Origin of the sequence: Burkholderia sp. AU45388, from assembly GCF_030481585.1 — a bacterium.
GTDB lineage: Bacteria > Pseudomonadota > Gammaproteobacteria > Burkholderiales > Burkholderiaceae > Burkholderia > Burkholderia sola.
This window is the reverse complement of the sequence record NZ_JAUJPV010000038.1, coordinates 1-26960: the sequence shown is the minus strand read 5'-3', so window position 1 is coordinate 26960 and position 26960 is coordinate 1. Positions and strand designations below refer to the sequence as shown.

At 69.4% G+C, this 26960-nt stretch carries 24 protein-coding genes and 1 pseudogene; 17 read left to right on the top strand and 8 right to left on the bottom strand.

What is annotated here, in order from left to right; all coding sequences use genetic code 11:
* Positions 1-51 precede the first annotated feature (51 nt).
* Positions 52-924 carry a hypothetical protein gene (locus QZM72_RS34165; RefSeq protein ID WP_301740304.1) on the top strand — a complete coding sequence of 291 codons (873 nt, stop codon included), beginning with the start codon at positions 52-54 and terminating at the stop codon, positions 922-924.
* A 121-nt stretch (positions 925-1045) separates the two neighbouring features.
* On the top strand, positions 1046-1666 hold the full coding sequence (locus tag QZM72_RS34160; RefSeq protein WP_301740303.1) for an HAD family hydrolase: 621 nt from the start codon (positions 1046-1048) through the stop codon (positions 1664-1666).
* Positions 1667-1695: 29 nt separating this feature from the next.
* Here QZM72_RS34160 and QZM72_RS34155 read toward each other — a convergent pair whose 3' ends face one another.
* Positions 1696-2805, bottom strand: coding sequence for a fatty acid desaturase (locus QZM72_RS34155; protein WP_301740302.1), 1110 nt, complete (start codon positions 2803-2805; stop codon positions 1696-1698).
* 210 nt (positions 2806-3015) lie between these two features.
* Here QZM72_RS34155 and QZM72_RS34150 point away from each other — a divergent pair, with 210 nt between their 5' ends.
* On the top strand, positions 3016-4053 hold the full coding sequence (locus tag QZM72_RS34150) for an AraC family transcriptional regulator (RefSeq protein WP_301740301.1): 1038 nt from the start codon (positions 3016-3018) through the stop codon (positions 4051-4053).
* A 59-nt stretch (positions 4054-4112) separates the two neighbouring features.
* Here the strand turns inward: QZM72_RS34150 and QZM72_RS34145 are convergent, their stop codons facing one another.
* The 3 genes from QZM72_RS34145 to QZM72_RS34135 all read right to left on the bottom strand — a co-directional run bounded on the left by QZM72_RS34145 (position 4113) and on the right by QZM72_RS34135 (position 6941).
* Positions 4113-5159, bottom strand: coding sequence for a beta-propeller fold lactonase family protein (locus QZM72_RS34145; protein ID WP_301740300.1), 1047 nt, complete (start codon positions 5157-5159; stop codon positions 4113-4115).
* Complete coding sequence (locus QZM72_RS34140; RefSeq protein WP_301740299.1) at positions 5146-6513, bottom strand: MFS transporter; 1368 nt, start codon at positions 6511-6513, stop codon at positions 5146-5148. The genes QZM72_RS34145 and QZM72_RS34140 overlap by 14 nt, the downstream gene beginning before the upstream one ends.
* Positions 6514-6710: 197 nt before the next feature.
* Positions 6711-6941, bottom strand: coding sequence for a hypothetical protein (locus QZM72_RS34135; protein ID WP_301740298.1), 231 nt, complete (start codon positions 6939-6941; stop codon positions 6711-6713).
* Between the two features lie 151 nt (positions 6942-7092).
* Between QZM72_RS34135 and QZM72_RS34130 the strand changes: the two genes are divergently transcribed.
* Both QZM72_RS34130 and QZM72_RS34125 read left to right on the top strand, forming a co-directional pair.
* Positions 7093-8073 carry an acetyltransferase gene (locus QZM72_RS34130; protein ID WP_301740308.1) on the top strand — a complete coding sequence of 327 codons (981 nt, stop codon included), beginning with the start codon at positions 7093-7095 and terminating at the stop codon, positions 8071-8073.
* 329 nt (positions 8074-8402) lie between these two features.
* A complete protein-coding gene (locus QZM72_RS34125) occupies positions 8403-9881 on the top strand; it encodes a deoxyribodipyrimidine photo-lyase (protein ID WP_301740297.1) in 1479 nt (492 codons plus the stop codon).
* 22 nt (positions 9882-9903) lie between these two features.
* On the opposite strand, the gene QZM72_RS34120 is transcribed toward QZM72_RS34125, so the two are convergent.
* From QZM72_RS34120 to QZM72_RS34110, 3 genes are all read right to left on the bottom strand, one after another.
* Positions 9904-10026 (bottom strand): hypothetical protein, encoded by a 123-nt coding sequence (locus tag QZM72_RS34120; RefSeq protein WP_256979655.1) that lies wholly within the window; start codon positions 10024-10026, stop codon positions 9904-9906.
* Positions 10017-11249, bottom strand: coding sequence for an MFS transporter (locus QZM72_RS34115; RefSeq protein WP_089467851.1), 1233 nt, complete (start codon positions 11247-11249; stop codon positions 10017-10019). The genes QZM72_RS34120 and QZM72_RS34115 overlap by 10 nt, the downstream gene beginning before the upstream one ends.
* Positions 11250-11413: 164 nt before the next feature.
* Positions 11414-12355, bottom strand: coding sequence for a LysR substrate-binding domain-containing protein (locus QZM72_RS34110; protein ID WP_089467850.1), 942 nt, complete (start codon positions 12353-12355; stop codon positions 11414-11416).
* Positions 12356-12540: 185 nt separating this feature from the next.
* On the opposite strand from QZM72_RS34110, the gene QZM72_RS34105 reads away from it, so the two are divergent.
* Both QZM72_RS34105 and QZM72_RS34100 read left to right on the top strand, forming a co-directional pair.
* On the top strand, positions 12541-13578 hold the full coding sequence (locus tag QZM72_RS34105; protein WP_301740296.1) for an alpha/beta fold hydrolase: 1038 nt from the start codon (positions 12541-12543) through the stop codon (positions 13576-13578).
* Between the two features lie 124 nt (positions 13579-13702).
* Positions 13703-14458: a 4'-phosphopantetheinyl transferase superfamily protein gene (locus tag QZM72_RS34100; RefSeq protein WP_301740295.1), complete on the top strand. Its 756-nt coding sequence runs from the start codon at positions 13703-13705 to the stop codon at positions 14456-14458.
* A 21-nt stretch (positions 14459-14479) separates the two neighbouring features.
* On the opposite strand, the gene QZM72_RS34095 is transcribed toward QZM72_RS34100, so the two are convergent.
* On the bottom strand, positions 14480-15400 hold the full coding sequence (locus tag QZM72_RS34095; protein ID WP_301740294.1) for a glutamate/aspartate ABC transporter substrate-binding protein: 921 nt from the start codon (positions 15398-15400) through the stop codon (positions 14480-14482).
* 213 nt (positions 15401-15613) lie between these two features.
* Between QZM72_RS34095 and hutH the strand changes: the two genes are divergently transcribed.
* The 10 genes and pseudogenes from hutH to QZM72_RS34045 form a co-directional block, all read left to right on the top strand.
* Positions 15614-17137: a histidine ammonia-lyase gene (hutH, locus tag QZM72_RS34090; RefSeq protein WP_089467847.1), complete on the top strand. Its 1524-nt coding sequence runs from the start codon at positions 15614-15616 to the stop codon at positions 17135-17137.
* Positions 17138-17141: 4 nt separating this feature from the next.
* Positions 17142-17837, top strand: a complete 696-nt coding sequence (gene hutC / locus QZM72_RS34085) for a histidine utilization repressor (RefSeq protein ID WP_085043442.1) — start codon at positions 17142-17144, stop codon at positions 17835-17837.
* Between the two features lie 39 nt (positions 17838-17876).
* Complete coding sequence (gene hutU / locus QZM72_RS34080) at positions 17877-19565, top strand: urocanate hydratase (protein WP_301740293.1); 1689 nt, start codon at positions 17877-17879, stop codon at positions 19563-19565.
* A 2-nt stretch (positions 19566-19567) separates the two neighbouring features.
* Positions 19568-20191 carry a HutD family protein gene (locus tag QZM72_RS34075; RefSeq protein ID WP_301740292.1) on the top strand — a complete coding sequence of 208 codons (624 nt, stop codon included), beginning with the start codon at positions 19568-19570 and terminating at the stop codon, positions 20189-20191.
* Positions 20192-20195: 4 nt separating this feature from the next.
* Positions 20196-21419: an imidazolonepropionase gene (gene hutI, locus QZM72_RS34070; RefSeq protein WP_089467845.1), complete on the top strand. Its 1224-nt coding sequence runs from the start codon at positions 20196-20198 to the stop codon at positions 21417-21419.
* Between the two features lie 194 nt (positions 21420-21613).
* The gene (locus tag QZM72_RS34065; protein WP_301740291.1) at positions 21614-22990 is read left to right on the top strand and encodes a formimidoylglutamate deiminase; all 1377 of its coding nucleotides are present in this window, start codon (positions 21614-21616) and stop codon (positions 22988-22990) included.
* A gap of 52 nt (positions 22991-23042) precedes the next feature.
* Complete coding sequence (gene hutG / locus QZM72_RS34060; protein ID WP_301740290.1) at positions 23043-23840, top strand: N-formylglutamate deformylase; 798 nt, start codon at positions 23043-23045, stop codon at positions 23838-23840.
* Between the two features lie 728 nt (positions 23841-24568).
* Positions 24569-25408, top strand: a complete 840-nt coding sequence (locus QZM72_RS34055; RefSeq protein WP_301740289.1) for a gamma-glutamyl-gamma-aminobutyrate hydrolase family protein — start codon at positions 24569-24571, stop codon at positions 25406-25408.
* The gene (locus QZM72_RS34050) at positions 25393-26730 is read left to right on the top strand and encodes a glutamine synthetase family protein (RefSeq protein WP_301740288.1); all 1338 of its coding nucleotides are present in this window, start codon (positions 25393-25395) and stop codon (positions 26728-26730) included. Before QZM72_RS34055 ends, QZM72_RS34050 begins: the two co-directional genes overlap by 16 nt.
* Positions 26731-26758: 28 nt before the next feature.
* Positions 26759-26960: pseudogene (locus QZM72_RS34045) on the top strand (aspartate aminotransferase family protein); the annotation flags it as partial.

Sequence of the window (26960 nt, the reverse complement as noted above, 5' to 3'; positions counted from 1 at the left end):
CTGGCGGCAGCCCGGCGTGCGGCACGCTGCCGCGCCGGGCAGGAAGCAGCGATGACGAATCCGTCCGACGAGCCGAAGCGGCTCGAGTTCGATACGACGCCCGAGCGCACGCCCGGGCGTCTTGCGTTCGACGCGCCGCCCTCGCCCGGTGCGTCGCTTGAGCGTGCGTCCGAGCGGCCGGCCCCGCAGGCGCTCGACTTCGGGCCGGCGCCCGCATCCGATCGAGCCGTGCGCGCGGCGCCCGCCGACGCGATCGGCCGCGCGCTGTTCGGCGAATCGAATCACCCGCAGCTCGACGCGTGCTTCCGCGCCGCACAGGCCAGCTTTCCGAATCTCTATCCCGACTACGCGCCGCGCATCGAGCGGCATATCCGGCAACTGGTGCCGCTGAAGCTCGCGACGGTCGCGACGATCGGCGACGGCGCGCTGGAGGCGGCCGGCAATCTCGTCGAAGCCGTCGCGGCGACGACGCGCGAATTCAACGAACTCGGTGCGGCCGACATGATGGCCGGGATGCTCGCGCAGGCGACGCGCAAGGCCGGCATGTTCGAACGCTGGTTCGGCGGGGCGTCAGGCCATGTCGACTATCGCGCGACGCTCGGCGCGCTCAAGCAGTCGCTCGGGTTTTTCCCGCGCCGCACCGAGGAACTCGCCGCGAAGGTTCGCCATGCGGAGGAAAACCTCGTGGTCGTGCTCGCGGCGCTGAGCGCGGTGTCGGACGTCGTGCGCGCGCCGGACGATGCGGGCGTCGAGCGTACGCTGTTCGACCGTCGCAACATCGTCGGGCAGGCCGTCCAGCAGATCCGGATGCAGCCGGCGCAACTGCGCGGGCTCGACGAGCGCGTGACCGACCTGCTGTCGCGCGCCGATCACCTGATGAACGTCGTGCTGCCGGCCGCGCTGGCCGCGCGGCCGCCGCGCTGAGCGAACGAGCCGACCGCATGCGCGTCGGCGCGCGGTCTCGTGTCGGGCGGTACGGTTTCGCGCGGGTAGCCGGGAGTCTGCTATCTTCCCGGGCATCTCAACGCTTTCCCGCCGATTCTTCATGACCGACCGCATCGTCGCCGCCTTCGATTTCGACGGCACCATCACGACCACCGACAGCTTTCGCCATTTCGTCCGCCAGACGGTCGGCACGCCGCGTTTCGCGTGGGCCGGGCTGCGTGCGCTGCCATGGATCGTCGCGATGAAGGCCGGCTGGCTGTCGCGCGGCGACGCGAAGGCGAAGTTCGCGTCGTTCGCGTTCGGGCCGATCCGCGAAGACGCGCTCGATGCGCACGCGCGCCGGTTCGTCGACAGCTATTTGCCGGGCCTCGTGCGTCCGGAGATGCTCGAGCGCATTCGCGAGCATCGCGCGCGCGGGCATGAAGTCGTGCTGGTCAGCGCGTCGCCGTCGCTGTATCTGGAGAAGTGGGCGAAGACGGCCGGCTTCGACGCGGTACTCGCGACGCGGCTCGCGTTCGAGCGCGGCGTCTTCGCCGGGCGGCTCGACGGCGAGAACTGCTGGGGGCCGCAGAAGGTCGTCCGGCTGCGCGGATGGTGGGGCAACCGGCCGCCGAAGCAGTTGTTCGCGTACGGCGACAGCCGCGGCGACAAGGAAATGGCCGAACTCGCGAACTGGTCGTGGATTCGCGGCCAGGGGCCGATGCCGCCGATCGGCGAGTGACGAAGCGCTGAGGCCGCGCGCCGCGGGCGTTACGCATCGGCCGGCGCGTTGCGCGTGCTGCGCGGCGGACGATAGCCGCTCCAGCGATTCGCACGCGCGAACGTGCCGACGTCGTTGAAGCGCACGCCGACTTCGCGCAGCGCCGCGTGCGCGGTCCGCGCAGTCAGTTGGCGGATGTAGAACGGGTCGCGCACCACGAAGTGATGGATCGCGTGCGTGCTGCCGAAGTTGAAGCAGAACAGTTGGAACGGCAGCATCCACCACGGGTTCAGCACCTGCGTCTGCTGGATCACGTTGCGCGAATCGATGTCGCCGAAATAATGCATGTTCGAGCTGACGAAGTTGATGCAGAAGCTGCGCAGGAAGTTCGGCCCGAGCCACACCACCGCGAGGAAATCGACGACGTTCATCGCCCGCTCGACGCCGGCGGGCACGTTCACCGCGACGCCGAACGCATGCAGCGCGAACAGGCCGGCGTGATAGACGATGAACGCGTGCCACAGCGTGTAGTACAGGTGGCCGATCGGCATGTACGACGACACCTGCTCGACGCGCAACTGCAGGCGCTCGGACGGATCCCGCACCGGCTGCGCGGCCACGTACTGCTTCACCTTGCGGCGCATCGCCGCCGGCCGCAGCACGACGGCGAGCATGCCGTCCGCGATCATCAGCAGGCGCTTGACGCCCCAGCGCTCGCCGTTGGTGATGCCGTATTCCTCGAGATCCGATTCGCCGCCCGATACCTTGTGATGATGCAGGTGCATGCGCCGCCGCGTCCACGGATTGATGGTGCCCGGCCGCGTGAGCCAGCACAGCGCCATCATCAGGTGATATGCCCACGGCGTCTTCTTGAAGTACATCAGGTGGATCAGGTCGTGCTCGAGCTCGTGAATCAGCGATGTGACGAACGCGGCGAGCGGCAGCGCGACGTACCACGCGATCGCGCCGCGCGCATACAGCCATGCGATCGCGAGCATCGCGCTCACCGACACGGCCATTACGGTCGCGCCGACGAGGTTCTGGTTGTCGAGCAGCGGAAAGCGCACGCGGATCGCGTCGCTCGCGGCGTTGACTTCGCGGCGGACGTACGCGACTTTCTCTGCGTCGTGGCGAAAGGCGGTTCGTGCGGGTTGGCTCATCGAGCGGAATCCGGGCGGAAAGAGGTGGGCGCAATGCCGATGGGACAAGCATAGGCGCGTGCCGGAACGCGGGCGAGGGCCGTCGGTGCCAATGATGGTGTCATTTCGGGCCACGTTGGCCGTCGGGCGGCCGCCCGCTAGAGTGCCGCCGCGGTGTCATTGCGGGCCAGCGACGCTACAATCCGCCGAAACCGCTCCGGAGTCCGCCGCATGGCCTCGTCCGTTCCGGATGCCGCGCGCCAGTTGAACAAGGCGACGGTGTCGTCCGCGTATGCGCTGTTCATGCTGATGCTGGCCGAGGAGCGCGGCATCGACGGCGGCCGCATTCTCGCCGGCTCGGGCGCCGAGCGCGACCGGCTCGCGCAGCCCGATGCGCGCATCACGCCGCTGCAGCAGGCGGCGATCGTGTTCAACCTGCTCGACGCGACCGGCGATGCGTCGATCGCGATCGAGATCGGCCTGCGCAGCAGCCTGACGAAAGCGGGGCTGATCGGCTTCGGCCTGATGAGCTGCGCGACGCTCGGCGAGGCGATCGCGCTCGGCATCCGTTACCTGCCGACGCGCGTGCCGTTTTTCTCGGTGCGGCTCGCGCAGCTCGACGGCATCGTCGACATCGACGTGCTCGAAGCGTTTCCGCTCGGCCGGCTGCGCCAGTTCGCGGTGGAAAATTTTCTGGTCGAGACCGCGATCCTGTTCAATTCGCTGCTGTATCCGACGCCGGGGCGCACGCTGCAGTCGCGTGCCGAACTCCATTTCGAATGGCCCGAGCCGCCGTGGTTCGAGCGCTATCGCGCGCGGCTGCCGCGCTGCCATTTCGATGCGAGCGCGAACCGCATCCGCTGCGACGCCGCGCTGCTCGACGAGCCGATCGGCACCGCGAACGCGCAGACCGCGCAGATGATCGTCCAGCAGTGCGAGGCGGAACTCGCGCGGCTCGGCTATGCGGAGAGCATCGTCGAGCGCGTGCGCAACCTGCTGATCTGCGGCGAGGGCGGCTATCCGTCGGTGGACGACGTCGCGCGCGAGCTGCACGTGTCGGCGCGCACGCTCAAGCGCAAGCTCGCCGGATACGGCGCGACCTATTCGGCGCTGCTCGACGAGATCCGGCTGCGCGATGCGCTGCGGCTGCTCGAAGGCACGCGGCTGCCGGTCGACGAAATCGCGGCGCGCGTCTGCTATACCGACCGCGCCAATTTCACGCGCGCGTTCAAGCGCTGGACGGGCGTGGCGCCGAGCGAGCGGCGCTGAATGCCGCACCCGCACCGGGGTGCCGTTTCTTTCGCAGGCGCCGGATCTTTTTCAGACCTTCAGACAATCGCGATCCAGTTCGCGCCGCGGCCGCCCGGCACGCGCGTGTGCAGCGACAGCGTGCCGTCGTCCGGCGCGATCGCATATACCGCGACGTGTTCCGACTGTTCGCCGCAGGCGACGAGCCAGCGTCCGGACGGATCGATCGCGAACCCGCGCGGCTGGGTCTCGGTGGGTGTTGCGTGGGTGGGCTCGAACGAGCCGTCTTCGTTGCGGCGATAGCCGAGCAACCGGCTCGACGTGCGCTCGCTGACGTACGCGAAGCGCTCGTCGGGCGTCAGGTGCAGATCGGCGGCCCACACCGACGGTTCGGCCGGGGCGGGCGGGCGCGCATGGCCTTGCGCGAGTTCGGCGACGGCCGGATGGCGTGCGCTCACGCGCGGATCGCCGAGCCGGCCGGTGTCGGTGTCGCGGGCGAAGGTCGCGAGCGTTCCCTGGAATTCGCTGACGACGACCAGCGTGCGGCCACCATCCGCGAATCGCAGGTGACGCGGGCCGAAGCCGGCCGGCACGCGTGTTTCGCCATGTTCGACCGCGCGCGCGCCGGCGGCGTCCTCGACGAGCGCGAAGCCGAACACGCGGTCCGAGCCGAGCGAACTGACGTACGCGAAGCGGTTGTCCGGCGACACGATCACCGCATGCGCGTTCGCGATGCCGCCCGCGACTTGCAGCGGCGTGCCGTCGCCGTCGCGCACGCGCGCCGCGTCGTAGAGGCTCAGCGAGCTGCCGCCGTACGACGCGCCGAGCAGCCAGCGGCCGCTGCGGTCGAGCGACAGGTATGCATGGCTCGCATCGATCGCGGTCGTGCCGATGCGCACGAGCGCGCCCGTGGCGGCGACGCGGAACGCGACGATCGTCGGCTGCTCGCCGCGCGTCGCGACGTAGAGCCGCGCGCGGTCGGCCTGCACGGCGATCGGCATCGCGACGTCGGCGGCCGGATAGCGGGCGAGCGGCGCGAGCGTGCCGTCGCCGGCGAGGGAGAACGTGGCGAGGTCGCCGTCGACGGCATTCGAGACGACGACGGTCAGGCGGTCAGTGTTCGGCATGGCGGAGCATCGAGGCGTGCGTGAAGGATTCGTCGGCCGGCCGGCCGTGCGGCGGATCGCTGCGCCGCTGCGTGCGCGCGAACAGCGCGGCGACCGCGGCGACGAGCGATGCGATCGCGAGCGCATACAGCCCGCCCGTGATCGAACCCGTATGTTGCTTCAGATAGCCGAAGGCCGTCGGCGCGACGAAGCCGCCGAGGTTGCCGACCGAGTTGATCAGCGCGATCACGGCCGCGGCCACGCGCGTGTCGAGATAGCCCTGCGGAATCGGCCAGAACAGCGACGATGCGGCCTTGAAGCCGAGCGCGGCGAAGCAGATCGACGCGAACGACCACACCGGATTCGGCGACGTCGACGCGAACAGCCCGCACGCGGCGAGCACGAGCGCACACGCGAGCCAGCGCTGCGGATGCTTCCACTTCGACGACAGCACCGCGAAGCCGTACATCGCGCCGATCGCGATCATCCACGGAATCGTGTTGTACAGGCCGACCTGGAAATCGGTGAGGCCGCCCATCTTGCGGATGATGGTCGGCAGCCAGAACGTGGCCGCGTAGATCGTCAGCTGGATCGAGAAGTACAGGAAGCAGAACAGCATGATCTGCGGGTCGCGCAGCAGCGTGGTCGCGCGCACCGGCACGTTCGAGCGGACGTCGCGCGCCGCGCGTTCGTCGTCGAGCGCGTTCTGCAGCGCCGTACGTTCTTCGGGCGTGAGCCACGTCGCGTCGCGGATATGCGATTTCAGCAGCAGCCAACTCGCGCCGCACAGCGCAACCGAGAACAGCCCTTCGATCAGAAACATCCATTGCCAGCCCGCGAGGCCGAAGCCGCGGATCGACAGCAGCGCGCCGGTGACGGGCCCGGACAGCACCGATGCGAACGCGGAGCCGCCGAGGAAGATCGCCATCGCCTTGCCGCGTTCCCGCGGCGGCAGCCATTGCGACAGATACAGCACGACGCCGGGGAAGAAGCCGGCCTCGGCGGCGCCGAGCAGGAAGCGCAGCGCGTAGAACGACGTGTCGTTCCACACGAACGCCATCGCGGCCGCGACGATGCCCCACGTCGCCATGATCCGCGCGAGCCAGATGCGCGCGCCGTAGCGCTGCATCAGCAGGTTCGACGGTACTTCGAACAGCGCGTAGCCGACGAAGAACAACCCGGCGCCGAGCCCGTACGCGGCCGCGCCGATGCCGATCGACGCTTCCAGATGGCGATCGACGAAGCCGACGTTTACGCGGTCGATGTAGTTCGCGATGAACATGATCAGCACGAGCGGCAGCACGTGCCACTTCACTTTCGAGACGGCGGACGCGAGCGGGTCGCGGCCGGGCAGGGCGGACGAGGGCGGGTTCAACGGTGTCTGTCTCCGGGCGGGCGATGGCCGGCGGGGCGGCAGCCCGCGTCGGCGTCTGGGGTGGCGGCTTATGTAGTATGTCGTCGTACGACATGGTACGCCGGTGCGCGGGCGATGACGTCGCGGGTTTACCCGGAAATCCTCCCGACTTGCGAGAAATCGGACGAGGGTAAGCGCTCGTTTTCACATCCGATGACTTATGACTCGAAGCGACGTCGCACCGACTGCCAGGCGCGAAGCGGCCCCATCTCGGCGTGAGAACTCGCGATCGAGGCGGCGCGTTCGGGCTTGGTACGTTTGGGAAGCCGGGCGAGAAAACCGACCTCGACGGGGCGGTGCCCGATATCCGCGTGTCTCGGACGACGACGCACAGGCAGGAAGTCGTGGCGCGCGCGAAGCGAGAACAGCGCGATCGTGACGAACGACATGCAGGCGACCCGCAAGCCGTTTGCAGGGCAGCGCCGCTACGCCGTATCGAAGGCGCGCGCGGTTGCGGCAAAATATCGGGCGCGCGGGTGCGGCGTGCACGCCACTCGCGCGAACGGCGGATTTCAGGCGCGGACGATGGAGCAACGGATCATGCAGGACAACCAGTACGCGCGGCATGTCTTCGCGTTCAACGGCGACGCGGACGGCCTGTGCGCGCTTCAGCAACTGCGGCTCGCGGAACGCGTGCACGGTACGCTCGTGACCGGCGTGAAGCGCGACATCAGGCTGCTCGAGCGTATCGACGCGGGCGCGGGCGACCTCGTCACCGTGCTCGACGTGTCGCACGACCAGAATCGCGACGCGTGCGCGCGGCTGCTGCGCGACGGTGCGACGGTCCGTTACTTCGACCATCACTTCGCCGGCGCGCTGCCCGACCATCCGCGCTTCGACGCGCATATCGACCTGGCGGCCGACGTCTGCACGAGCGCGATCGTGAACCGCTATCTCGGCGGCCGGTACGTGCGCTGGGCGATCGTCGCGGCATTCGGGGATGAACTGCCGGCCCTCGGCGACGCGCTGGCGCGCGAGCACGGCGTCGACGAAGCCGAGCGTGGCGTGCTCGCCGAACTCGGGCGCTATCTGAACTACAACGCTTACGGCGAATGCGTCGGCGATCTGCACTTCGATCCGGCGGCGCTCGCGGACGCCATGCTGCCGTGCGCCGAGCCGCTCGATTTCGTGCGCGGGACGGCCGTGTTCGCCGCGTTGCGCGACGGCTACCGCGACGACATGGCGCGTGCATGCGCGCTCGCGCCGCTGCGCGAGGTGCCCGGCGCGACGCTGGTCCGGATGCCCGATCATCCGTGGGCGCGGCGCGCAACCGGCATGCTCGCGAACGAGCGGATGCGCGACGCGCCGCATGCGGCGCTCGCGGTGCTGTCGCCGCGCGCGGGCGGCGGGCTCGTCGTCAGCGTACGCGTGCCCGACGGCCGGCCGATCGGCGCGGACGAGTTCTGCCGCGGCTTCGCCACCGGCGGCGGGCGCAAATGCGCAGGCGGCATCAACCATCTGCCGGAAGCCGAGTTCGATGCGTTCGCCGAGCGCTTCGAGGCCGCGTTCCGGCTCGATTGACACGACGCATCGTTGACGGATCAAGCCGGCTGCACCGGCGGGCACGGTCGCTTGTCGGGCCGTCGTGGCGTGAATCGATGTGTCCGGCGTTGCGTCGGCCATGCGCGGTGCGCGGTATGCACGAGCCGGTCGACGTGCAACACAGTCGGAGCAACATGCGGGGCGCGAGGCCGTCGTCCGGCAGCGCGACCTGCTTTGGATCGAAGCGGATCGTTCGTTCGCGTGCGGCGTCGCGGTGGCGGCCGGCCGTGACGACCGGCGTCGACACCGCGCAGCGCAGCCGCGACAATACGCGTCTCCTTTTGCTTTCATCATCGAGGTGCCTGCCCGTGTCTGCCAAGACGTCCGTTGCTCCCGCGATCGTCTGGTTCCGCGACGATCTGCGCGTGACCGATCAGCCCGCGCTCACGCGCGCGGTCGAATCCGGCCGGCCGCTCGTCTGCGTGTTCGTCGACGATACGGGCGCTGGCGCCGGGCCCGCGCTCGGCGGCGCGGCGCGCTGGTGGCTGCACGGGGCGCTGGCCGGGCTCGACGCGGCGCTCGCGCGGCATGGCGGGCGCCTGCTGCTGCTGCGCGGCGACGCGCAGCGCGAGATCGAGCGCATCGTCGGCGACACGGGCGCGGCGGCCGTGTACTGGAACCGCCGCTATGCGCAGCCGCAGCGCGACGCCGACGCGGCGCTGAAGGCGTCGCTCAAGGCGCGCGGCGTGACGGTCGAGAGCAGCAACGGCAGCCTGCTGAACGAGCCGTGGGAGGTGTTGACGGGTAGCGGCGGCCCGTATCAGGTCTTCACCGCGTACTGGCGCGCGGCGCGCCGCGATCGCACGGTCGCGGCGCCGTTGCCGGCACCCGAGCGGATCGCGTTTCATCCGTGGCCGAAAGTCGTGCGCGACCGCGCGCTGGCGCTCGACGCACTTGCGTTGCGTCCGCATGCGCCGGACTGGGCCGGCGGCCTGCGCGATGCGTGGCCGGCGCCCGACGAAGCCGGCGCGCACGCGCAGCTCGACACGTTCGTGACGACCGCGCTCGCCGGCTATGCGGACGCGCGCGACCGTCCCGATCGCCCCGCGACGAGCCGGCTATCGCCGTTCCTGCGCTTCGGCAACGTGTCGCCGCGACAGGTGTGGCAGGCGGTGCAGGGCGCCGCGCACGCAGGCGGCGCGGCATACGCGACGCACGCCGACAAGTTCCTGAGCGAGCTCGGCTGGCGCGAATTCAGCTACACGCTGCTGTATCACTTCCCGGCGCTCGCGACCGACAACTTCCGCGCGCAGTTCGATGCGATGCCGTGGCGCGACGATCCCGCCGCGTTACGTGCGTGGCAGCGCGGGCGAACCGGCTATCCGCTCGTCGATGCGGGCCTGCGCGAGCTGTGGACGACCGGCTGGATGCACAACCGCGTGCGGATGGTCGTCGCGTCGTTCCTGATCAAGCACCTGCTGATCGACTGGCGCGCGGGCGAAGCGTGGTTCCGCGACACGCTGGTCGACGCCGATCCCGCGAACAACGCGGCGAGCTGGCAATGGGTGGCCGGCTGCGGCGCCGACGCCGCGCCGTATTTCCGCATCTTCAATCCGGTCGCGCAGGGGCGGAAGTTCGACCCGGACGGCGCGTACGTGCGGCGCTGGGTGCCCGAGCTTGCCGGCCTCGACGATGCGTCGATCCATGCACCGTGGGAAGCGTCGCCGCTGGAACTCGAGGCGGCCGGCGTACGGCTCGGCGTCGACTATCCGGCGCCGCTCGTCGAGCACGCGGCCGCGCGCGCCCGAGCGCTCGATGCGCTGGCCGCGTTGCCGAAGCGCCGCTGACCGCACGCGCCGGTTTGCCGTATCAATTGCAGAATGCGACGTGCTCGAGCAGCGCGTATGCGACGCCCGAGTCGAAGTAGGCCGCGCCGCACCACGCGACGAACGCGAGCGTGCCGGCGGCCAGCACCGCGCGGATCACGCCCACGCCGCGCGGCCCGATGCCGGGCGTGCGACGCGCGCGTCGTCGATCGGCAGGTGCAGCAGCGCCGCGAGCACGCCGAGCGCGATCGAACCGATCCACAGCGGCATGTACGAGTGCGTCGCGTCGTACACGATTGCACCGAGCCACACGCCGAAGAAGCTGCCGAGCTGGTGCCCGAAGAACACGAAGCCGAACAGCGTCGCGATGTAGCGCACGCCGAACACCTGCGAGATCACGCCGTTCGTCAGCGGCACCGTGCCGAGCCACGTGAATCCCATCACGGCCGCGAACACGTAGACGCTCGCGGGCGACAGCGGCGCGGCGACGAATGCAGTCATCGCGAACGCGCGCACGAGGTACAGCACCGACAGCACGTACTTGCGCCGCAGCAGCCCGCCGAGATGGCCGCACGCATAGGTGCCGGCCACGTTGGTCAGCGCGATCAGCGCGAGCGCGACGCTCGCGTGGCGCGCAGGCAGCCCGTGGTCGAGCAGGTAAGCGGGCAGGTGCGTCGCGATGAACGCGAGCTGGAAGCCGCAAGCGAAGAAGCCCGCGTTCAGCAGCCAGAAGCCGCGATGCGCGAACGCTTCGCGCACCGCTTCGCCGATCGACTGGTCGGGGCCGGCGGGGGCGCCCGCCACCTGTGCGGGCCGGTCGCGCAGCAGCCCGGCGAGCGGCGCGAGCAGCGCGGCGACGAGCGCCAGCGCGATGAATGCGTGCCGCCAGCCGATGCCGCCGATCAGTTCCTGTGCGACGGGCACCATGCAGAACTGGCCGAGCCCGCCGATCGCGCCGGCGACCCCGAGCGCCCAGCCGCGCCGGTCGGGCGGAAACAGGCGGCTCAGCGCGCCGTAGATCGACGCGAATGCGGAGCCCGACAGCGCGACGCCGATCACGAGCCCGGCGCCGACCGTGAACAGGCCGGTCGTGCCCGCATGCGCCATCGTCACGAGCCCGGCCGCGTACAGCAGCATGCCGGCGACGATCACGCGCACCGAACCGAAACGGTCGGCGATCATTCCGGTGAACGGCTGCGCGACGCCCCAGATCAGGTTCTGCAGCGCCAGCGCGAGCCCGAACGCCTCGCGCGACCAGCCGTGGTCGAGTGACACGGGCGCGAGGAACAGGCCCTGCACGTGGCGGATGCCGAGCGCGGCGCCCATGATCAGGCCGCCTGCCAGCACGGGCAGCCAGCGGCGCCGGACTTCCTGCTCGATCAGGGTCATGCGTGTCTCCGGATGAAGGCGCGCGGCGAAACGGTCGCGCTCGATCCGATTAGACGAGCAGGGCGGCCGTCGTTCAAGCGATCATTCGGTCAGGTTGCCATGCGTCAAGGGAATGCGAACGGGCGGTGTCCGCCGGGCTCACGCGCAACCGCACCGCCGTCGGCTCAGGCCGTCGTCGTATCGTGCGCGTGCATCGCCGCATCGCATTCCGCCGCTTCGGCGAGCATCCAGTCGCGCACGTCGGCGACCTCGCGACGCGGGGCCGGATCGTGCTGGAACAGCCAGTAGCCGTACGTTTCCGACAGCGTCCGCGTGTGCGGTCCGAGCACCGCGAGCCGGCCGTCGGCGAGCATCGGCGCGACGAGCGCGAGCCGGCCGAGCGCGATGCCCTGGCCGGCGATCGCGGCCTGGATCACCTGGTCGTACTGGTTGAAGCGCAGCACGCCTTTCGGGCGCGCGTCGCCGAGCCCGGCCGCGTGCAGGTGCGCGTGCCACTGCAATTGCGATTGCGGCGGCCCGTCGAATTCGAGCAGCACGTGACCGGCGATCGCGGCCGCGCTCGTGACCGGCCGCGCGGCGAGCGCGGGATGCGCGACCGGCACGACGATCTCGTCGAACAGGCGCAGCGCGCCGGCCGGCGCGCGCTCGCGCGGGCAATAGCGGATGCCGAGGTCGATGCCCTCGGTGCGCAAATCGAGTACCTTGTCGTTCGCGGCGACGCGCAGATCGATCCCGGGCAACCGTGCCTGCAGCCGCCCGAGCCGCGGCAGCAGCCACAGCGCGGTCACGCCGATGCTGGCGGTGATCGTCACGGGCTGGCGCTCGCGCGCGGCGGCCAGCGACGCGACGGTGTCCTGCAGGCCGTGCAGCGCCGCGTCGGCGACGCGGAACAGCCGCTCGCCTTCCGGCGTGAATGAAATCTTCCGGTAGCCGCGCTGCAGCAACGCGACGCCGAGATGCGCCTCGAGTGCATGGACCTGGCGGCTGACCGCCGACTGCGTGACGCACAGATCCTGCGCGGCGAGCGTGATGCTCATGCGGCGGCCGACGGCGACGAAACCGCGGACGAGATCGAGCGACGGGAGACGGACGAGTGGCGTTGACATGCGCGTGACTCATGCGAACGGAGCAGCAAGATTGGTTGAGAACGCGGCACGCGTCAAGTTCAATGGAGGCGGGTTGATCGCGGAGGAGGGGGCTGAGTATGTGCTGAAGCGCCAACTCGGACCGACCGCTATCCATGGGATCGCAGTAAGCGCTGAAGCGCTAACTGGGGTCGACAGGAGACACGATGACGATTTCGAACGAGGAAAGCGGAGCCTCGCAGGGCAGTCGCGCGGCGGGCGCGTTGCCGCCCGAACCCGTGACGCTGCGCGCGGCGGACGGTTACGAACTGCGCGGCCACGTCTGGCGCCATCGCGGCGGCGGCGTGCGGCCCGTGACGGTCGTCAATTGCGCGACGTCGGTGCGCTGCGACTACTACTTTCGTTTCGCCGCCTGGCTGTTCGCGCAAGGACGCGACGTGCTCGTCTACGACTATCGCGGCATCGGCGGATCGCGCCCGGCGCGGCTGGCGAAGCTGCGCGCGACCTGGCTCGACTGGGGGCGGCTCGATTGCGAAGCCGCGCTGCACTATGCGCGCGACGCGTTTCCGGGCCAGCCGCTCGACGTGGTCGCGCACAGCATCGGCGGCTGTGTACTCGGCCTCGCGGCGTCGAACGTGCACGTGCGGCATGCGGTGACCGTCGGCGCGCAGTACGCGTACTGGCGCGACTATCTGCCGGCCGAGCGGCGCCGCATGTGGTGGAAGTGGCATGTCGCGATGCCCGCGCTCGCCGCCGTGTGCGGCTACGTGCCCGCGAAGCGGCTCGGCTGGATGGAGGATACGCCGCGGGGCATCGCGCTGTCGTGGGCGCGGTCGCGGCCGCGTTTCGAGGACGGCTACCTCGGCAGCGTGTTCGACGACGGCGCGGCGAGCCGTGCCGCGTTGCCGGCGCGGTTCGCGGGGCTGTCGGCGCCGATGCTCGCGGTCGGCATTGACGACGACGCGTTCGGCACGGTCGCCGCGATCGAGCGGCTGGTCGGCTACTACACGGGCAGCAACGTGACGCATCTGCGGATCGCGCCGACCGACATCGGCGTCGCCGAGATCGGCCATTTCGCGTTTTTCCACAGCCGCCTCACCGACACGCTGTGGCCGGTCGCGTTGTACTGGCTGCAACACGGCGTGCTGCCGGCCGATGCGCCGGGCGTCGTGCATGCGCTGCACCCGGCGTCGCGCGGGCGGGTGACGGGGAGCGGCGTGCCGGGCAGGGCCGCGAGCGGGTAAGCGGGCGCATACGCACGCAATGCGCCATCCCTGTCTGCGTCCCGATCAGGCGGCAGCGGCCGCGGGTCGGCGCGATCGATTAACATCGGACGTTTCGCTCCAACGCACAGGCTGCCGCGCGCCGATGTCCATTCCGTCCGATCCCGCTTCTCCCGTCGAAACGCCCCGCGCGTGGCGCGTGCACGCGCTCGACGTGCCGCCCGCCGCGGCGCGCGCCCGCGTGCAGGTCGCGCGCGTCGATTTCGACTGGCGCGTGCCGGTCGTGTCGCCCGCGTATGCGGCGCTGAGCGACGACGAGCGCGCCCGCGCCGCGCGCTTTCTGCGGCACGAGGATGCGGTGCGCAGCGCCGCGACGCGCGCCGCGCTGCGCGACGTGCTCGGCGCGGCGCTCGGCATCGGGCCGCGCGCGGTCGAGATCGTCGTCGACGCAGCGGGGCGGCCGTCGCTGGACCCTGCGCATCGCGCGTCGCTCGACTTCAACGTGTCGCACGCGGGCGATCATGCATTGATCGCGTGGGCGCCGGCGGGCCGCGTCGGCGTCGATATCGAGGGCTGCAACCGCGTGACCGACTGGCGCACGCTGACGCGCGAAGTGTGCGCACCCGCCGAGATCGCGTATCTCGACGGTCTGCCGCCCGGCGCGCGCGAGGGGGAATTCATGCGCGTGTGGTCCGCGAAGGAGGCGCTGCTCAAGGCGCTCGGCACCGGCATCGTCGGCGGGCTGCGCGCGTTCGCGGTCGTGCCGCCGCGCGACACGGCGACACCCGCGACGACGATCGTCGACGCGACCGCGCCCGCCGCCGGCGTCACGGCGTTCGATGCGGCATGGCTCGACGCGGCGCCCGGCTACGCGGCGTGCGTCGCGTGGACGCGCGCGTAAGCCGGGCGCGACGCGCGGCGCTTACTCGAGCGGCGCGTCGTTCGGCGCCGCATAGCGCGCCTTGATCACGTCGCTCATCGCGAAGTCGAACGACAGCCCCTTCGGCGGCACCGGCTTCATGAACCATTTGTCGTACAGCGCGTTGATCTCGCCGCTTTTCATCAACTGCACGAGCACGCCGTCGACGAGCGCCTTGAACTGCGGATCGTCCTTGCGCAGCATGAACCCGTAGGCTTCCGACGATTGCGGCGTGCCGACGAGCTGCCAGTCGGCCGGCTTCGCGGCGAGCTGGCGCACGCCCGCGAGCAGCACGTCGTCCATCATGTACGCGGCCGCGCGGCCCGATTCGAGCGTGAGGCGTCCTTCGCCGTAGTCTTTCGCGCTGATGATCTGCATGTTCACCTTCCTTTCCTCGTTCATCTTGCGCAGCAGGCGCTCGGACGTCGTGCCCTGGTTCGTCACGACCGTCTTGCCGGCGAGATCGGGGAAGTCGCGGATGCCCGAACTCGTGCGCGTGAGCAGGCGCGTCGTCGCGACGAAGAAGGTGGTCGAGAACGCGACCTGCGCGTGGCGCGCGGCGAGATTGGTCGTCACGCCGCATTCGAGATCGACGGTGCCGTTCTGCACGAGCGGAATGCGGTTCTGCGACGTGACCGGAATGAAGCGCACCTGCAGGTCGGGCTTGCCGGTGCGCGCCTTCACCGCGGCGATCACGCGGTCGCACAGATCCTGCGAGAACCCGATGACCTTGCCGCCCGCGTCGACATAGGAGAACGGCACCGACGTTTCGCGATGGCCGATCGAAATCAGGTTGGCCTGCCGGATCTTCTCGAGCGTGCCGGACAGCGGCTCGGCGGCGACGGACGCGCCGCACGCGAGTGCGCACGCGGCGACGAGCAGGGGGCGGCCGAGGCGGGCGGCGAATCGTGACGGGAAGGGCATGACGGTCTCCATGGCGAATGTTGATTCGTATGTTGCCAAATAAAAAATGATTGCAACATACGTTAAAAACCGGATCACGCCGGCCACGCCGGCGGGCCGTGCCGGACATCAGGGAAACTCCCGAGACCGGAATAATAAAAAACGGGTTGTCTAGACAAGTTCCGATGGCTACACTTCAATCCATCCCGAACTTGTCTAGACAGGATTGCTCACATGATTACGTTGACCCCCGGCCATCTGACCCTCCCGCAACTGCGCCGGATCGCACGCGAATCCGTCCAGCTGAAACTCGATCCGGCCAGCTTCGCGAAGATCGACGCGGGCGCGAAGGCCGTTGCCGATATCGCCGCGAAGGGCGAGCCGGCCTACGGCATCAACACGGGCTTCGGCCGTCTGGCGAGCACCCACATCCCGCACGACCAGCTCGAACTGCTGCAGAAGAACCTCGTGCTGTCGCACGCGGTCGGCGTCGGCGAGCCGATGGCGCGCTCGTCGGTGCGCCTGCTGATGGCGCTGAAGCTGTCGAGCCTCGGCCGTGGCCACTCGGGCATCCGTCGCGAAGTGATGGATGCGCTGATCACCCTCTTCAACGCGGACGTGCTGCCGCTGATCCCGGTGAAAGGCTCGGTCGGCGCCTCGGGCGACCTCGCGCCGCTCGCGCACATGTCGGCCGTGCTGCTCGGCGTCGGCGAAGTGTTCATCCGCGGCGAACGCGCGAGCGCGCTCGACGGTCTGCGTGTCGCCGGCCTCGCGCCGTTGACGCTGCAGGCGAAGGAAGGCCTCGCGCTCCTGAACGGCACGCAGGCGTCGACCGCGCTCGCGCTCGACAACATGTTCGCGATCGAAGACCTGTACCGCACCGCGCTCGTCGCCGGCGCGCTGTCGGTCGACGCGGCCGCCGGCTCGGTGAAGCCGTTCGACGCGCGCATCCACGAACTGCGCGGCCATCGAGGCCAGATCGACGCGGCCGCGTCGTACCGCGAACTGCTCGAAGGCTCGCCGATCAACCAGTCGCACCGCGACTGCGACAAGGTGCAGGATCCGTACAGCCTGCGCTGCCAGCCGCAGGTGATGGGCGCATGCCTGGACCAGATGCGTCACGCGGCCGACGTGCTGCTGGTCGAAGCAAACGCCGTGTCGGACAATCCGCTGATCTTCCCGGACACCGGCGAAGTGCTGTCGGGCGGCAACTTCCACGCCGAGCCCGTCGCGTTCGCGGCCGACAACCTCGCGCTCGCAGCCGCGGAAATCGGCGCATTGGCCGAACGCCGCATCGCGCTGCTGATCGACGCGACGCTGTCGGGCCTGCCCCCGTTCCTCGTGAAGGACGGTGGCGTGAACTCCGGCTTCATGATCGCGCACGTGACGGCCGCCGCCCTCGCATCGGAAAACAAGACACTCGCGCACCCGGCATCGGTCGACTCGCTGCCGACTTCCGCGAACCAGGAAGACCATGTGTCGATGGCGACGTTCGCCGCGCGCAAGCTCGCCGACATCGCGGACAACACGAAGCACATCCTCGCGATCGAACTGCTGGCCGCCGCACAGGGCGTCGACCTGCGCGCGCCGTTCCACACGAGCCCGAAGCTCGCGCCGGTGATGGAGACGATCCGCGGCAAGGTCGCGCACTACGAACTCGACCACTACTTCGCGCCGGACATCGCGGTGATCGCGAAGCTGGTCGGCGAGCGCGCGTTCGCGAAGGTCGCGCCGTTCTCGTTCGCATCGGAACAGTAAGCCGATGAGCGCGCCGGTCTACCAGGAGATCAAGGATTTCATCCTGGGCCGCATTCACGCCGGCGAGTGGGAGGAGGGCGACCAGGTGCCGTCCGAGAACGAGCTGGCGCGCGAATTCAAGGTGGCGCGCATGACCGTCAACCGCGCGCTGCGCGAGTTGACGGCCGAGCAGGTGCTCACGCGCATGAAGGGCGCGGGCACCTACGTCGCGCGGCCGAAGTACGAGTCGACGCTGGTCGCGATTCGCAGCATCTCGGAAGAGGTCGGCGCGCGCGGGCATGCGTACCGCGCCAGCGTGCTCGGGCTCGACACGATCCGCGCCGACGAAGCGCTTGCCGACGAGATGCAGGTGGCCGTGCGCACGAAGCTGTTTCATTCGCAGGTGCTGCACTTCGAGAACGACGAGCCGGTGCAGCTCGAAGAGCGATGGGTGAATCCGGCGGTCGCGCCGGATTACGCCGAGCAGGATTTCACGAACACGACGCCGAACCTGTACCTGATGCGCGCGGCGCCGCTGCAGCGCGTCGAGTACCGGATCGAAGCGGCGGCCCCGGCGCCGGAGCGGCGCGAGCAGCTGCGGATGGACGACGTCGAGCCGTGTCTGGTTTTACATCGGCGCACCTGGTCGCAGGGCGTCGTCGCCTCGGTGGCGAATCTGTGGCATCCCGGCAGCCGTTATCGCTTCACCGGGCATTTCTGATTCCTATTTGATCTTCAATTTCCTTCGGGAGCAGTCGTCATGAACCATCCGAAACACATCGATCCCCGCCTCGATCCGACGCGCACGATCCGCGCGCCGCGCGGCAGCGAGAAGACCTGCAAGACCTGGCTGGCCGAAGCGGCCTACCGGATGATCCAGAACAACCTCGACCCGGAAGTCGCCGAGCATCCGCATGCGCTCGTCGTGTACGGCGGCATCGGGCGTGCCGCGCGCAACTGGGAATGCTACGACCAGATCCTCGCATCGCTGAAGGATCTCGAGGAAAACGAAACGCTGCTGATTCAATCGGGCAAGCCGGTCGGCGTGTTCCGCACGCACAAGGATGCGCCGCGCGTGCTGCTCGCGAATTCGAACCTGGTGCCGCACTGGGCGAACTGGGATCACTTCCACGAGCTCGACCGCAAGGGCCTGATGATGTATGGCCAGATGACGGCCGGCAGCTGGATCTACATCGGCAGCCAGGGCATCGTGCAGGGCACCTATGAAACGTTCTTCTCGGTCGCGAACCAGCACTTCAACGGCGATCCGTCGGGCCGCTGGATCCTGACGGGCGGCCTGGGCGGGATGGGCGGCGCGCAGCCGCTCGCCGCGACGATGGCCGGCTTCTCGATGATCGCGGTCGAATGCGACGAGACGCGCATCGACTTCCGCCTGAAGACGCGCTACGTCGACAAGAAGGCGACGACGCTCGACGAAGCGCTCGGCATGATCGAGGAAGCGAAGCGCACCGGCAAGCCGGTGTCGATCGGCCTGCTCGGCAACGCGGCCGACGTGTTCGCGGAACTCGTCACGCGCGGCATTACGCCCGACTGCGTGACCGACCAGACGAGCGCGCACGATCCGATCAACGGCTATCTGCCGCAAGGCTGGACCGTCGCGCAATGGCGCGAGGCGCAGAAGGTCGATCCGCAGAGCATCGTGAAGGTCGCGAAGCAATCGATGGCCGTCCAGGTGCGCGCGATGCTCGCGCTGCAGGAGCGCGGCGCGGCCACGCTCGACTACGGCAACAACATCCGCCAGATGGCGCTGGAAATGGGCGTCGAGAACGCGTTCGACTTCCCCGGTTTCGTGCCGGCGTACATCCGTCCGCTGTTCTGCGAAGGCAAGGGCCCGTTCCGCTGGGTCGCGCTGTCCGGCGATCCGGAAGACATCTACAAGACCGACCAGAAGGTGAAGGAGCTGATCCCCGACGATCCGCACCTGCACAACTGGCTCGACATGGCGCGTGAGCGCATCGCGTTCCAGGGCCTGCCGGCACGGATCTGCTGGGTCGGCGTGAAGGATCGCTTCCGCCTCGGCCAGGCGTTCAACGAGATGGTCAAGAACGGCGAACTGAAGGCGCCGATCGTGATCGGTCGCGACCACCTCGACACGGGTTCGGTCGCGAGCCCGAACCGCGAGACGGAATCGATGAAGGACGGCTCGGACGCCGTCAGCGACTGGCCGCTGCTGAACGCGCTGCTGAACACCGCGGGCGGCGCATCGTGGGTGTCGCTGCACCACGGCGGCGGCGTCGGCATGGGCTTCTCGCAGCATTCGGGCGTCGTGATCGTCGCCGACGGTACGGCCGACGCGCATGAACGTCTCGGTCGCGTGCTGCTGAACGATCCGGCCACGGGCGTGATGCGTCATGCGGATGCCGGTTACGAACTCGCGCAGCAGACGGCCCGCGAAGCCGGCCTGAAGCTGCCGATGCTCGGCCGCTGAGCATGGCGGCGCTCGACCAGGCGCCGGTGAACGCAACGCTGGCCGCCGCGCTGATCCGCGCCGCGGATCTCGTTGCGTCGCCGTGGAAGAACGGCGGCGGGGTGACGCGCGAGATCGGCGCGTTCCCGCCCGGCGCGGCACTCGATGCGTTCGCGTGGCGCGTGAGCGTCGCGGACGTCGGCACGGCCGGGCCGTTCTCGCGTTTCGACGGCGTCGACCGTACGCTTGTGCTGTTGTCCGGCGCCGGGATGACGCTCGTGGAAGCGGGCGGCACGCGGCACGTGCTCGACGCACCGCTGGCCCGCGCGGATTTCGCGGGCGAGACGGCGATCGACGCGACGCTGCACGACGGCGCGACGCGCGACTTCAACCTGATGACGCGCCGTTCGGCCGCGCGCGGGTCGGTCGACGTATGGCCCGAGGGCACGCACCGCATCGAGCGCGCCGATACCGTGCTGCTGTTTTGCGCGGCCGGTACGGTGGGCGTCGACATCGACGGCGCGCACTATGCGCTGGAAGAAATGGACACGTTGCGGCTCGACGGGCCGCGGCGTGCGTTTGACGTCGTCGTGAGCGGAGGCGGCGCGCTGCTCGCCGTGTCGCTTGCCGTCGGCGAACGAGACTGAACGCATGAAACCGACTGTCTGGCATCACCTGAGGCTGTGTCCGCACGGCCATCCCGACGAGACGATCGACGACGCGGCGATCGCCGTCGACGAAACCGGCACGATCGCGTGGCTCGGCGCATTGTCCGCGCTGCCGCACGACTATGCGCACTGGCGGCGCGAGGACCTGCACGGCGCGTGGGTCACGCCGGGCCTCGTCGACTGCCATACGCATCTGGTGTACGGCGGCACACGCGCCGACGAATTCGCGCAGCGCCTCGCGGGCGTGAGCTACGAGGAAATCGCGCGGCAGGGCGGCGGGATCGTGTCGACGGTGCGCGCGACGCGCGCGGCCGACGAGACGGCGCTGTTCGTGCAGGCCGCCGCGCGCTTGCAGCCGCTGCTCGCCGAAGGCGTGACCGCGATCGAGATCAAGTCGGGCTACGGGCTCGACCTCGCGAGCGAGCGCAAGATGCTGCGCGTCGCGCGCCAGCTCGGCGAGCGCTTCCCGGTCACCGTCCATACGACCTTCCTCGGCGCGCATGCGCTGCCGCCGGAATACGCGGGCCGCGCGGACGAATACATCGACGAAGTGTGCGACCGGATGCTGCCGACGCTGGCCGACGAAGGGCTCGTCGACGCGGTCGACGTGTTCTGCGAACGCATCGGCTTTTCGCTCGCGCAGACCGAGCGCGTGTTCGAGGCCGCGACGCGGCGCGGGCTGCCGGTGAAGCTGCATGCGGAGCAACTGTCGAATGCGGGCGGGACGGCGCTCGCCGCGCGTTACCGCGCGCTGTCGGCCGACCACCTCGAATTTCTCGACGAAGCCGGCATCGAGGCGATGAAGGCGGCCGGCACGGTCGCCGTGCTGCTGCCCGGCGCGTACTACTTCATCCGCGAAACGCAATTGCCGCCGATCGAGCTGCTGCGCAAGCACGGCGTGCCGATCGCGCTCGCGACCGATCACAACCCCGGCACGTCGCCGCTCGAATCGCTGTTGCTGACGCTGAACATGGGCTGCACGCTGTTCCGCATGACGGTGCCCGAGGTGCTGCAGGGCGTTACGCGCCATGCAGCCGCGGCGCTTGGCCGCGCGGATCGCCACGGCGCGCTCGAGGTCGGTCGCCAGGCCGACTTCGCCGTGTGGGCGGTCGGCTCGCTGGCGGAACTGGCGTACTGGATCGGCCGGCCGCTGTGCGAGCAGGTCGTACGCGGCGGCACGACCGTGTTTCGCCGGATGAACGGATAGTTTTTGCGAAGAACCGGGCCGGGTACGTGACGTATCGGCCCGGCCGACGCTTTGCAGGGGACCGGACCCGTGCGCAACGGCGCACGCCGGTCGATCGCCGCGAGGCAGGCGCAGGCGCGACGCGCTCGCGTCTGCCGGCCGCGGCACCCGGACGAGATTGCTCAAGCGCTCGATCCGGTCGATGAGGATACGCAATGACCGACACCCTGTTGTTCGCGGACCATGCCTACCTGCCCGATGGCTGGCGCCGCAACGTGCTGCTGCGCTGGGACGCGGCCGGCACGCTGACCGACGTGACGCCCGATACCGACGCACCGGCCGGCGTCGCGCGCGCGGCCGGGCCGGTGCTGCCCGGCATGCCGAACCTGCATTCGCACGCATTCCAGCGCGCGATGGCGGGGCTTACCGAATACCGCGCGAATCCCGCCGACAGCTTCTGGAGCTGGCGCGACCTGATGTACCGCTTCGCGCTGAAGATCACGCCCGACGCGCTCGCGGCGATTGCGCGCTGGCTGTATGTCGAGATGCTCAAGTGCGGCTACACGTCGGTGTGCGAATTCCACTACGTGCATCACGCGCAGGACGGCTCGCGCTATCCGCAAATCGCGGAGCTCGGCACACGTGTGATCGACGCCGCGCGGGCGGCCGGCATCGGCATCACGATGCTGCCCGTGTCGTACCAGTTCGCCGGCTTCGGCAACAAGCCGCCGCGCGACGACCAGCGCCGCTTCATCAACACGCCCGACGGCGTGCTCGAACTGCTCGACGCGATGCGTCGCGCCGCGCCCGAGCATGGCGGGCTGCGCTACGGCGTCGCGCCGCATTCGCTGCGCGCGGTGTCCGAGAACGGGCTGCGTGCGCTGCTCGACGGGCTGCCCGACGATGCGCCCGTTCATATCCACATCGCCGAGCAGACGGCCGAGGTCGACGACTGCGTGCGCGCCTACGGCGCACGCCCGGTCCAATGGCTGCTCGATCGCTTCGACGTCGATGCGCGCTGGTGCCTCGTGCACGCGACGCACGTCGATGCGGCCGAGACGGCGGCGCTCGCGAAGCGTCGCGCGGTCGCCGGGCTGTGCCTGACGACCGAAGCGAACCTCGGCGACGGCGTGTTTCCGGCCGTCGACTATCTCGCGCAGGGCGGCGTGATCGGCGTCGGCTCGGACAGCCACGCGTCGGTCGACTGGCGCTCGGAGCTGCGCCTGCTCGAATACGGGCAGCGGCTCGTGCACCGCGCGCGCAACGTGCTGGCGAGCGCGTCGCAGGCGCACGTCGCCGATCGCTTGTTCGATGCGTCGCTCGCGGGCGGCGCGCAGGCGAGCGGGCGGCGCATCGGCGCGCTGCGCGCCGGCTGTCGCGCCGACTGGCTCGTGCTCGATCCCGATCATCCGGCGATCGCCGAACACGACAGCGCCGCATGGCTGTCGGGCATCGTGTTCGCCGAGCATGGCGACACGCCGGTGCTCGACGTCTACACGGGCGGCGAGTGCGTCGTGAGCGGCCGCCGCCATCGCGACGAAGCCGCCGCGTATGCCGACTACCGCGCCGCGCTGGCGCAACTGCTGCGCTGAACGCGCGGCAACCGGCGCACGGTGCGCCGGCCGACTCTTACGGTGAGGCGACATGACTGAACAACCGGCTGTATTCACGCTGAAGCAGGGCACGCTGCCGCTGCTGATCTCGATTCCGCATGCAGGCACGCACATCCCCGACGACATCGCCGCGACGATGACGCCCGACGCGCTCTTCGTCGACGATTGCGACTGGCATCTGGAGCGGCTGTACGGCTTCGCGGCCGATCTGGGCGCATCGATCCTCGTGCCGTCGCACGCGCGTTACGTCGTCGACCTGAACCGTCCGCCCGACAACGAGAACCTGTATCCGGGGCAGGACACGACGGGACTCGTGCCGGTCGATACGTTCGACAAGGCGCCGCTGTATCCGGCGAACGCGCTGCCCGGCAACGACGAAATCATGCGTCGCCGCGACCGTTACTGGCTGCCGTATCACGACGCGCTGCAACGCGAGATCGCGCGCCTGAAGGGCGAACACGGTCGCGTGCTCGTGTGGGAGGCGCATTCGATCCGTTCGCACGTGCCGCGTTTCTTCGACGGCCGCCTGCCGGACTTCAACTTCGGCACGTCGAGCGGCGCGAGTGCGGCGCCCGGTCTCGCGGAGGCGCTGGCGGCGCGCGTGCTCGCACACGGCGGCTACACGGCCGTCGCGAACGGCCGCTTCAAGGGCGGCTACATCACGCGTCACTACGGCGTGCCCGAGACCGGCGTCGAGGCCGTGCAGCTCGAGCTGTCGCAGATCACCTACATGGAGGAGACGCGTCCGTACGCGTACGACGAAGCGCGGGCAGCGCGGATCGTGCCGCTGCTGCAGACGCTCGTCGAAACCGCGCTCGCGCATCGCTGAGCACGGGCCGCCTTCATGCGGCAGCGCGGCGGAGCAGTGCGCGTCGCCCCGTCGGCACGCAGCAGGCAAGCCGACGCAATGCACAAAACGGCATCGATCCGCCTGATCGATGCCGTTTTTTTCGTCTGATCGAGGTCGTCATCGGCCCCTGAAAATTTGACGCAATTTTTAGGTGATATAAGCTGAATGTCAGGAAGTCGTCACGCGCGTACCGGCGGCAAGGCCATCGACGATGGCCGGACTGCGCCGGCATTCGCTACGAGACATCTTGCTGACGTGTCGCCACGCGGCATAGCGACACGTGTCCTGCCTCCATCAGTCAGTCGAGTACGATCGTGAAAGCCGCCAGCCCTTCGATACGCCGGACGCGAAGTCCGTCGGCGGGCGCGCCGCCTCAGGCCGGGCCGAACCGGCATGCTGAGCGCGGCACGCGCGCCGTCCCGCTACGCGAGCCTCGCTTCTTCGCCATTTCCCATCGCGGCCCGCGCCGCTTCAATCTCGCGACCGCACACCTGTTCAGCGCGGTGCAGTGCGACGGCAGCGCATCGTTGTTGCCCTAGCGTCCGTTTCCGCTTCCGTCCCGGGTCGCATCGCCCGTTGCCGCGGCGTCCGCGCGGCACGATCGCGCCTGCGCTTGCGCCGCGCGATGGCGCGCGCGTGCGGCGCGCCCGTGAACCTGCATCGTTGCGCGCGCAAGCATGTCGCGCGCCATGACCGGAGAGACGCCGATGCGTGCCCGCCCGATCGTAGCCGTCACCGCCGACCGCATCCTGCGCGGCGCCCACCCGAACCACACGGCGGGCGAGAAGTACCTTGCCGCCGTCGTCGACGGCGCCGGCGCGCTCGCGTTCGTCTTGCCCGCGCTCGGCGCGCGGCAGCCGGCCGACGCGATCGTCGCGGCAATCGACGGGCTGCTGCTGACCGGCAGCTATTCGAACGTCGAGCCGCATCGCTACGGCGGCGCCGCGAGCGCGCCCGACACGTTGCACGATCCGGCGCGCGATGCGACCGCGTTGCCGCTGATCCGCGCGGCGATCGACGCGGGCGTGCCCGTGCTCGCCATCTGCCGCGGCATGCAGGAGCTGAACGTCGCGTACGGCGGCACGCTGCATCAGCGGCTGCATGCGACGACCGGCTTCGACGACCATCGCGAACGGGCGGACGATCCGCTCGAACGGCAGTACGGTCCCGCGCACGTCGTGCAGCTCGCTCCCGGTGGCCTGCTGCAGCGGGTCGCGCGCGGCGCGCAAGAGGCGACGGTCAATTCGCTGCACGACCAGGGCATCGCGCGGCTGGGCGACGGGCTCGCGATCGAAGCAAGTGCGCCCGACGGGCTCGTCGAGGCCGTCAGCGTACGCGGTGCGCGCGCGTTCGTGCTGGGTGTGCAGTGGCATCCCGAATGGCGCTACGCGGAGCAGCCGCTGTCGCGCGACATCTTCGCGGCATTCGGCGCGGCGTGCCGCGCGCGGATGACGCATCGCCTTCATGCGGGCGGCGGCGCGACGCCGTCGCCGCCCGCATCCGATATCGACATCGACTCACGAGGCCGATCATGCAACCCGAACTGAGCGAATTCCTGCGACAGCACCGCATCACCGAAGTCGAGGCGATCATTCCCGACATGGCCGGCATCGCGCGCGGCAAGATCATTCCGCGCAACAAGTTCGAATCCGGTGAATCGATGCGCCTGCCGCAGGCCGTGATGGTGCAGACCGTCACCGGCGACTATCCGGAGGACGGCACGTTGACCGGCGTGACCGATCCCGACATGGTGTGCGTGCCCGACCCGTCGACGATCTGCCTGATCCCGTGGGCGGTCGACCCGACTGCGCAGGTGATTCACGATTGCGTGCACTTCGACGGTTCGCCGGTCGAGATCTCGCCGCGCTACGTGCTGCGCCGCGTGCTCGACCTGTACGAGGCGAAGGGCTGGAAGCCGGTCGTCGCGCCGGAACTCGAGTTTTACCTGGTCGACATGAACGCCGACCCCGACCTGCCGCTGCGGCCGCCCGTCGGCCGCACGGGGCGGGCGGAAACGGGCCGCCAGTCGTATTCGATCGAGGCCGTCAACGAGTTCGATCCGCTGTTCGAGGACATCTACGAGTACTGCGAAATGCAGGGCCTCGATATCGAGACGCTGATCCATGAAGTCGGCGCCGCGCAGATGGAGATCAACTTCGTGCATGGCGATGCGATGCCGCTGGCCGACCAGGTATTCCTGTTCAAGCGCACGGTGCGCGAGGCCGCGTTGCGTCACAACATGTACGCGACGTTCATGGCCAAGCCGATGGAAAACGAGCCGGGCTCCGCGATGCACATTCATCAGAGCCTCGCGGACCTGCGCACCGGGCGCAATCTGTTCGCCGACGAGAACGGCGCCGTGTCGCCGCTGTTCCACAGCTATCTGGCGGGGCTGCAGAAGTACACGCCGGCGCTGATGCCGATCTTCGCGCCGTACATCAATTCGTATCGCCGCCTGTCGCGCTTCATGGCCGCGCCGATCAACGTGCAATGGGGCTACGACAACCGCACGGTGGGCTTTCGCATCCCGCAGTCGAGCCCCGTCGCGCGGCGCATCGAGAACCGGATTCCCGGTGTCGACTGCAACCCGTATCTCGCGTTCGCGGCGACGCTCGCCGCCGGCTATCTCGGCATGTCGCAACAGCTGGCGCCGACCGAGCCGATCGCATCGGACGGCTACGATCTGCCGTATCAGTTGCCGCGCAACCTCGAGGAAGGCATCTCGCTGATGGCTGCGTGCGAGCCGCTCGCCGGCATCCTCGGCGACAAGTTCGTGAAGGCCTACCTGGCATTGAAGGAAACCGAATACGAAGCGTTCTTCCGCGTGATCAGCTCGTGGGAACGCAGGCATTTGCTGCTGCACGTGTAAGCGTGCAGCGCTGTTTGACGGAGAAAACATGACCGATCGAAACGACGCTTTTCCGCCGCGCTCGACTGCCGATTTTCGCGCGCTCGACGCCGCGCACCACATTCACCCGTTCTCCGACATGGGCGCGCTCAATCGCGCCGGCAGCCGCGTGATCGTGAAGGCCGACGGCGTCTACCTGTGGGACTCCGACGGCAACAAGGTGATCGACGGGATGGCCGGCCTGTGGTGCG

Excerpts from the sequence above, each read along its gene's own strand:
- QZM72_RS34165 (WP_301740304.1), top strand. The coding sequence starts at position 52 with ATGACGAATCCGTCCGACGAGCCGAAGCGGCTCGAGTTCGATACGACG.
- QZM72_RS34160 (WP_301740303.1), top strand. The coding sequence starts at position 1,046 with ATGACCGACCGCATCGTCGCCGCCTTCGATTTCGACGGCACCATCACG.
- QZM72_RS34155 (WP_301740302.1), bottom strand. The coding sequence starts at position 2,805 with ATGAGCCAACCCGCACGAACCGCCTTTCGCCACGACGCAGAGAAAGTC.
- QZM72_RS34150 (WP_301740301.1), top strand. The coding sequence starts at position 3,016 with ATGGCCTCGTCCGTTCCGGATGCCGCGCGCCAGTTGAACAAGGCGACG.
- QZM72_RS34145 (WP_301740300.1), bottom strand. The coding sequence starts at position 5,159 with ATGCCGAACACTGACCGCCTGACCGTCGTCGTCTCGAATGCCGTCGAC.
- QZM72_RS34135 (WP_301740298.1), bottom strand. The coding sequence starts at position 6,941 with ATGTCGTTCGTCACGATCGCGCTGTTCTCGCTTCGCGCGCGCCACGAC.
- QZM72_RS34130 (WP_301740308.1), top strand. The coding sequence starts at position 7,093 with ATGCAGGACAACCAGTACGCGCGGCATGTCTTCGCGTTCAACGGCGAC.
- QZM72_RS34115 (WP_089467851.1), bottom strand. The coding sequence starts at position 11,249 with ATGACCCTGATCGAGCAGGAAGTCCGGCGCCGCTGGCTGCCCGTGCTG.
- QZM72_RS34110 (WP_089467850.1), bottom strand. The coding sequence starts at position 12,355 with ATGTCAACGCCACTCGTCCGTCTCCCGTCGCTCGATCTCGTCCGCGGT.
- QZM72_RS34105 (WP_301740296.1), top strand. The coding sequence starts at position 12,541 with ATGACGATTTCGAACGAGGAAAGCGGAGCCTCGCAGGGCAGTCGCGCG.
- QZM72_RS34100 (WP_301740295.1), top strand. The coding sequence starts at position 13,703 with ATGTCCATTCCGTCCGATCCCGCTTCTCCCGTCGAAACGCCCCGCGCG.
- QZM72_RS34095 (WP_301740294.1), bottom strand. The coding sequence starts at position 15,400 with ATGCCCTTCCCGTCACGATTCGCCGCCCGCCTCGGCCGCCCCCTGCTC.
- hutH (WP_089467847.1), top strand. The coding sequence starts at position 15,614 with ATGATTACGTTGACCCCCGGCCATCTGACCCTCCCGCAACTGCGCCGG.
- hutC (WP_085043442.1), top strand. The coding sequence starts at position 17,142 with ATGAGCGCGCCGGTCTACCAGGAGATCAAGGATTTCATCCTGGGCCGC.
- hutU (WP_301740293.1), top strand. The coding sequence starts at position 17,877 with ATGAACCATCCGAAACACATCGATCCCCGCCTCGATCCGACGCGCACG.
- QZM72_RS34075 (WP_301740292.1), top strand. The coding sequence starts at position 19,568 with ATGGCGGCGCTCGACCAGGCGCCGGTGAACGCAACGCTGGCCGCCGCG.
- hutI (WP_089467845.1), top strand. The coding sequence starts at position 20,196 with ATGAAACCGACTGTCTGGCATCACCTGAGGCTGTGTCCGCACGGCCAT.
- QZM72_RS34065 (WP_301740291.1), top strand. The coding sequence starts at position 21,614 with ATGACCGACACCCTGTTGTTCGCGGACCATGCCTACCTGCCCGATGGC.
- hutG (WP_301740290.1), top strand. The coding sequence starts at position 23,043 with ATGACTGAACAACCGGCTGTATTCACGCTGAAGCAGGGCACGCTGCCG.
- QZM72_RS34055 (WP_301740289.1), top strand. The coding sequence starts at position 24,569 with ATGCGTGCCCGCCCGATCGTAGCCGTCACCGCCGACCGCATCCTGCGC.
- QZM72_RS34050 (WP_301740288.1), top strand. The coding sequence starts at position 25,393 with ATGCAACCCGAACTGAGCGAATTCCTGCGACAGCACCGCATCACCGAA.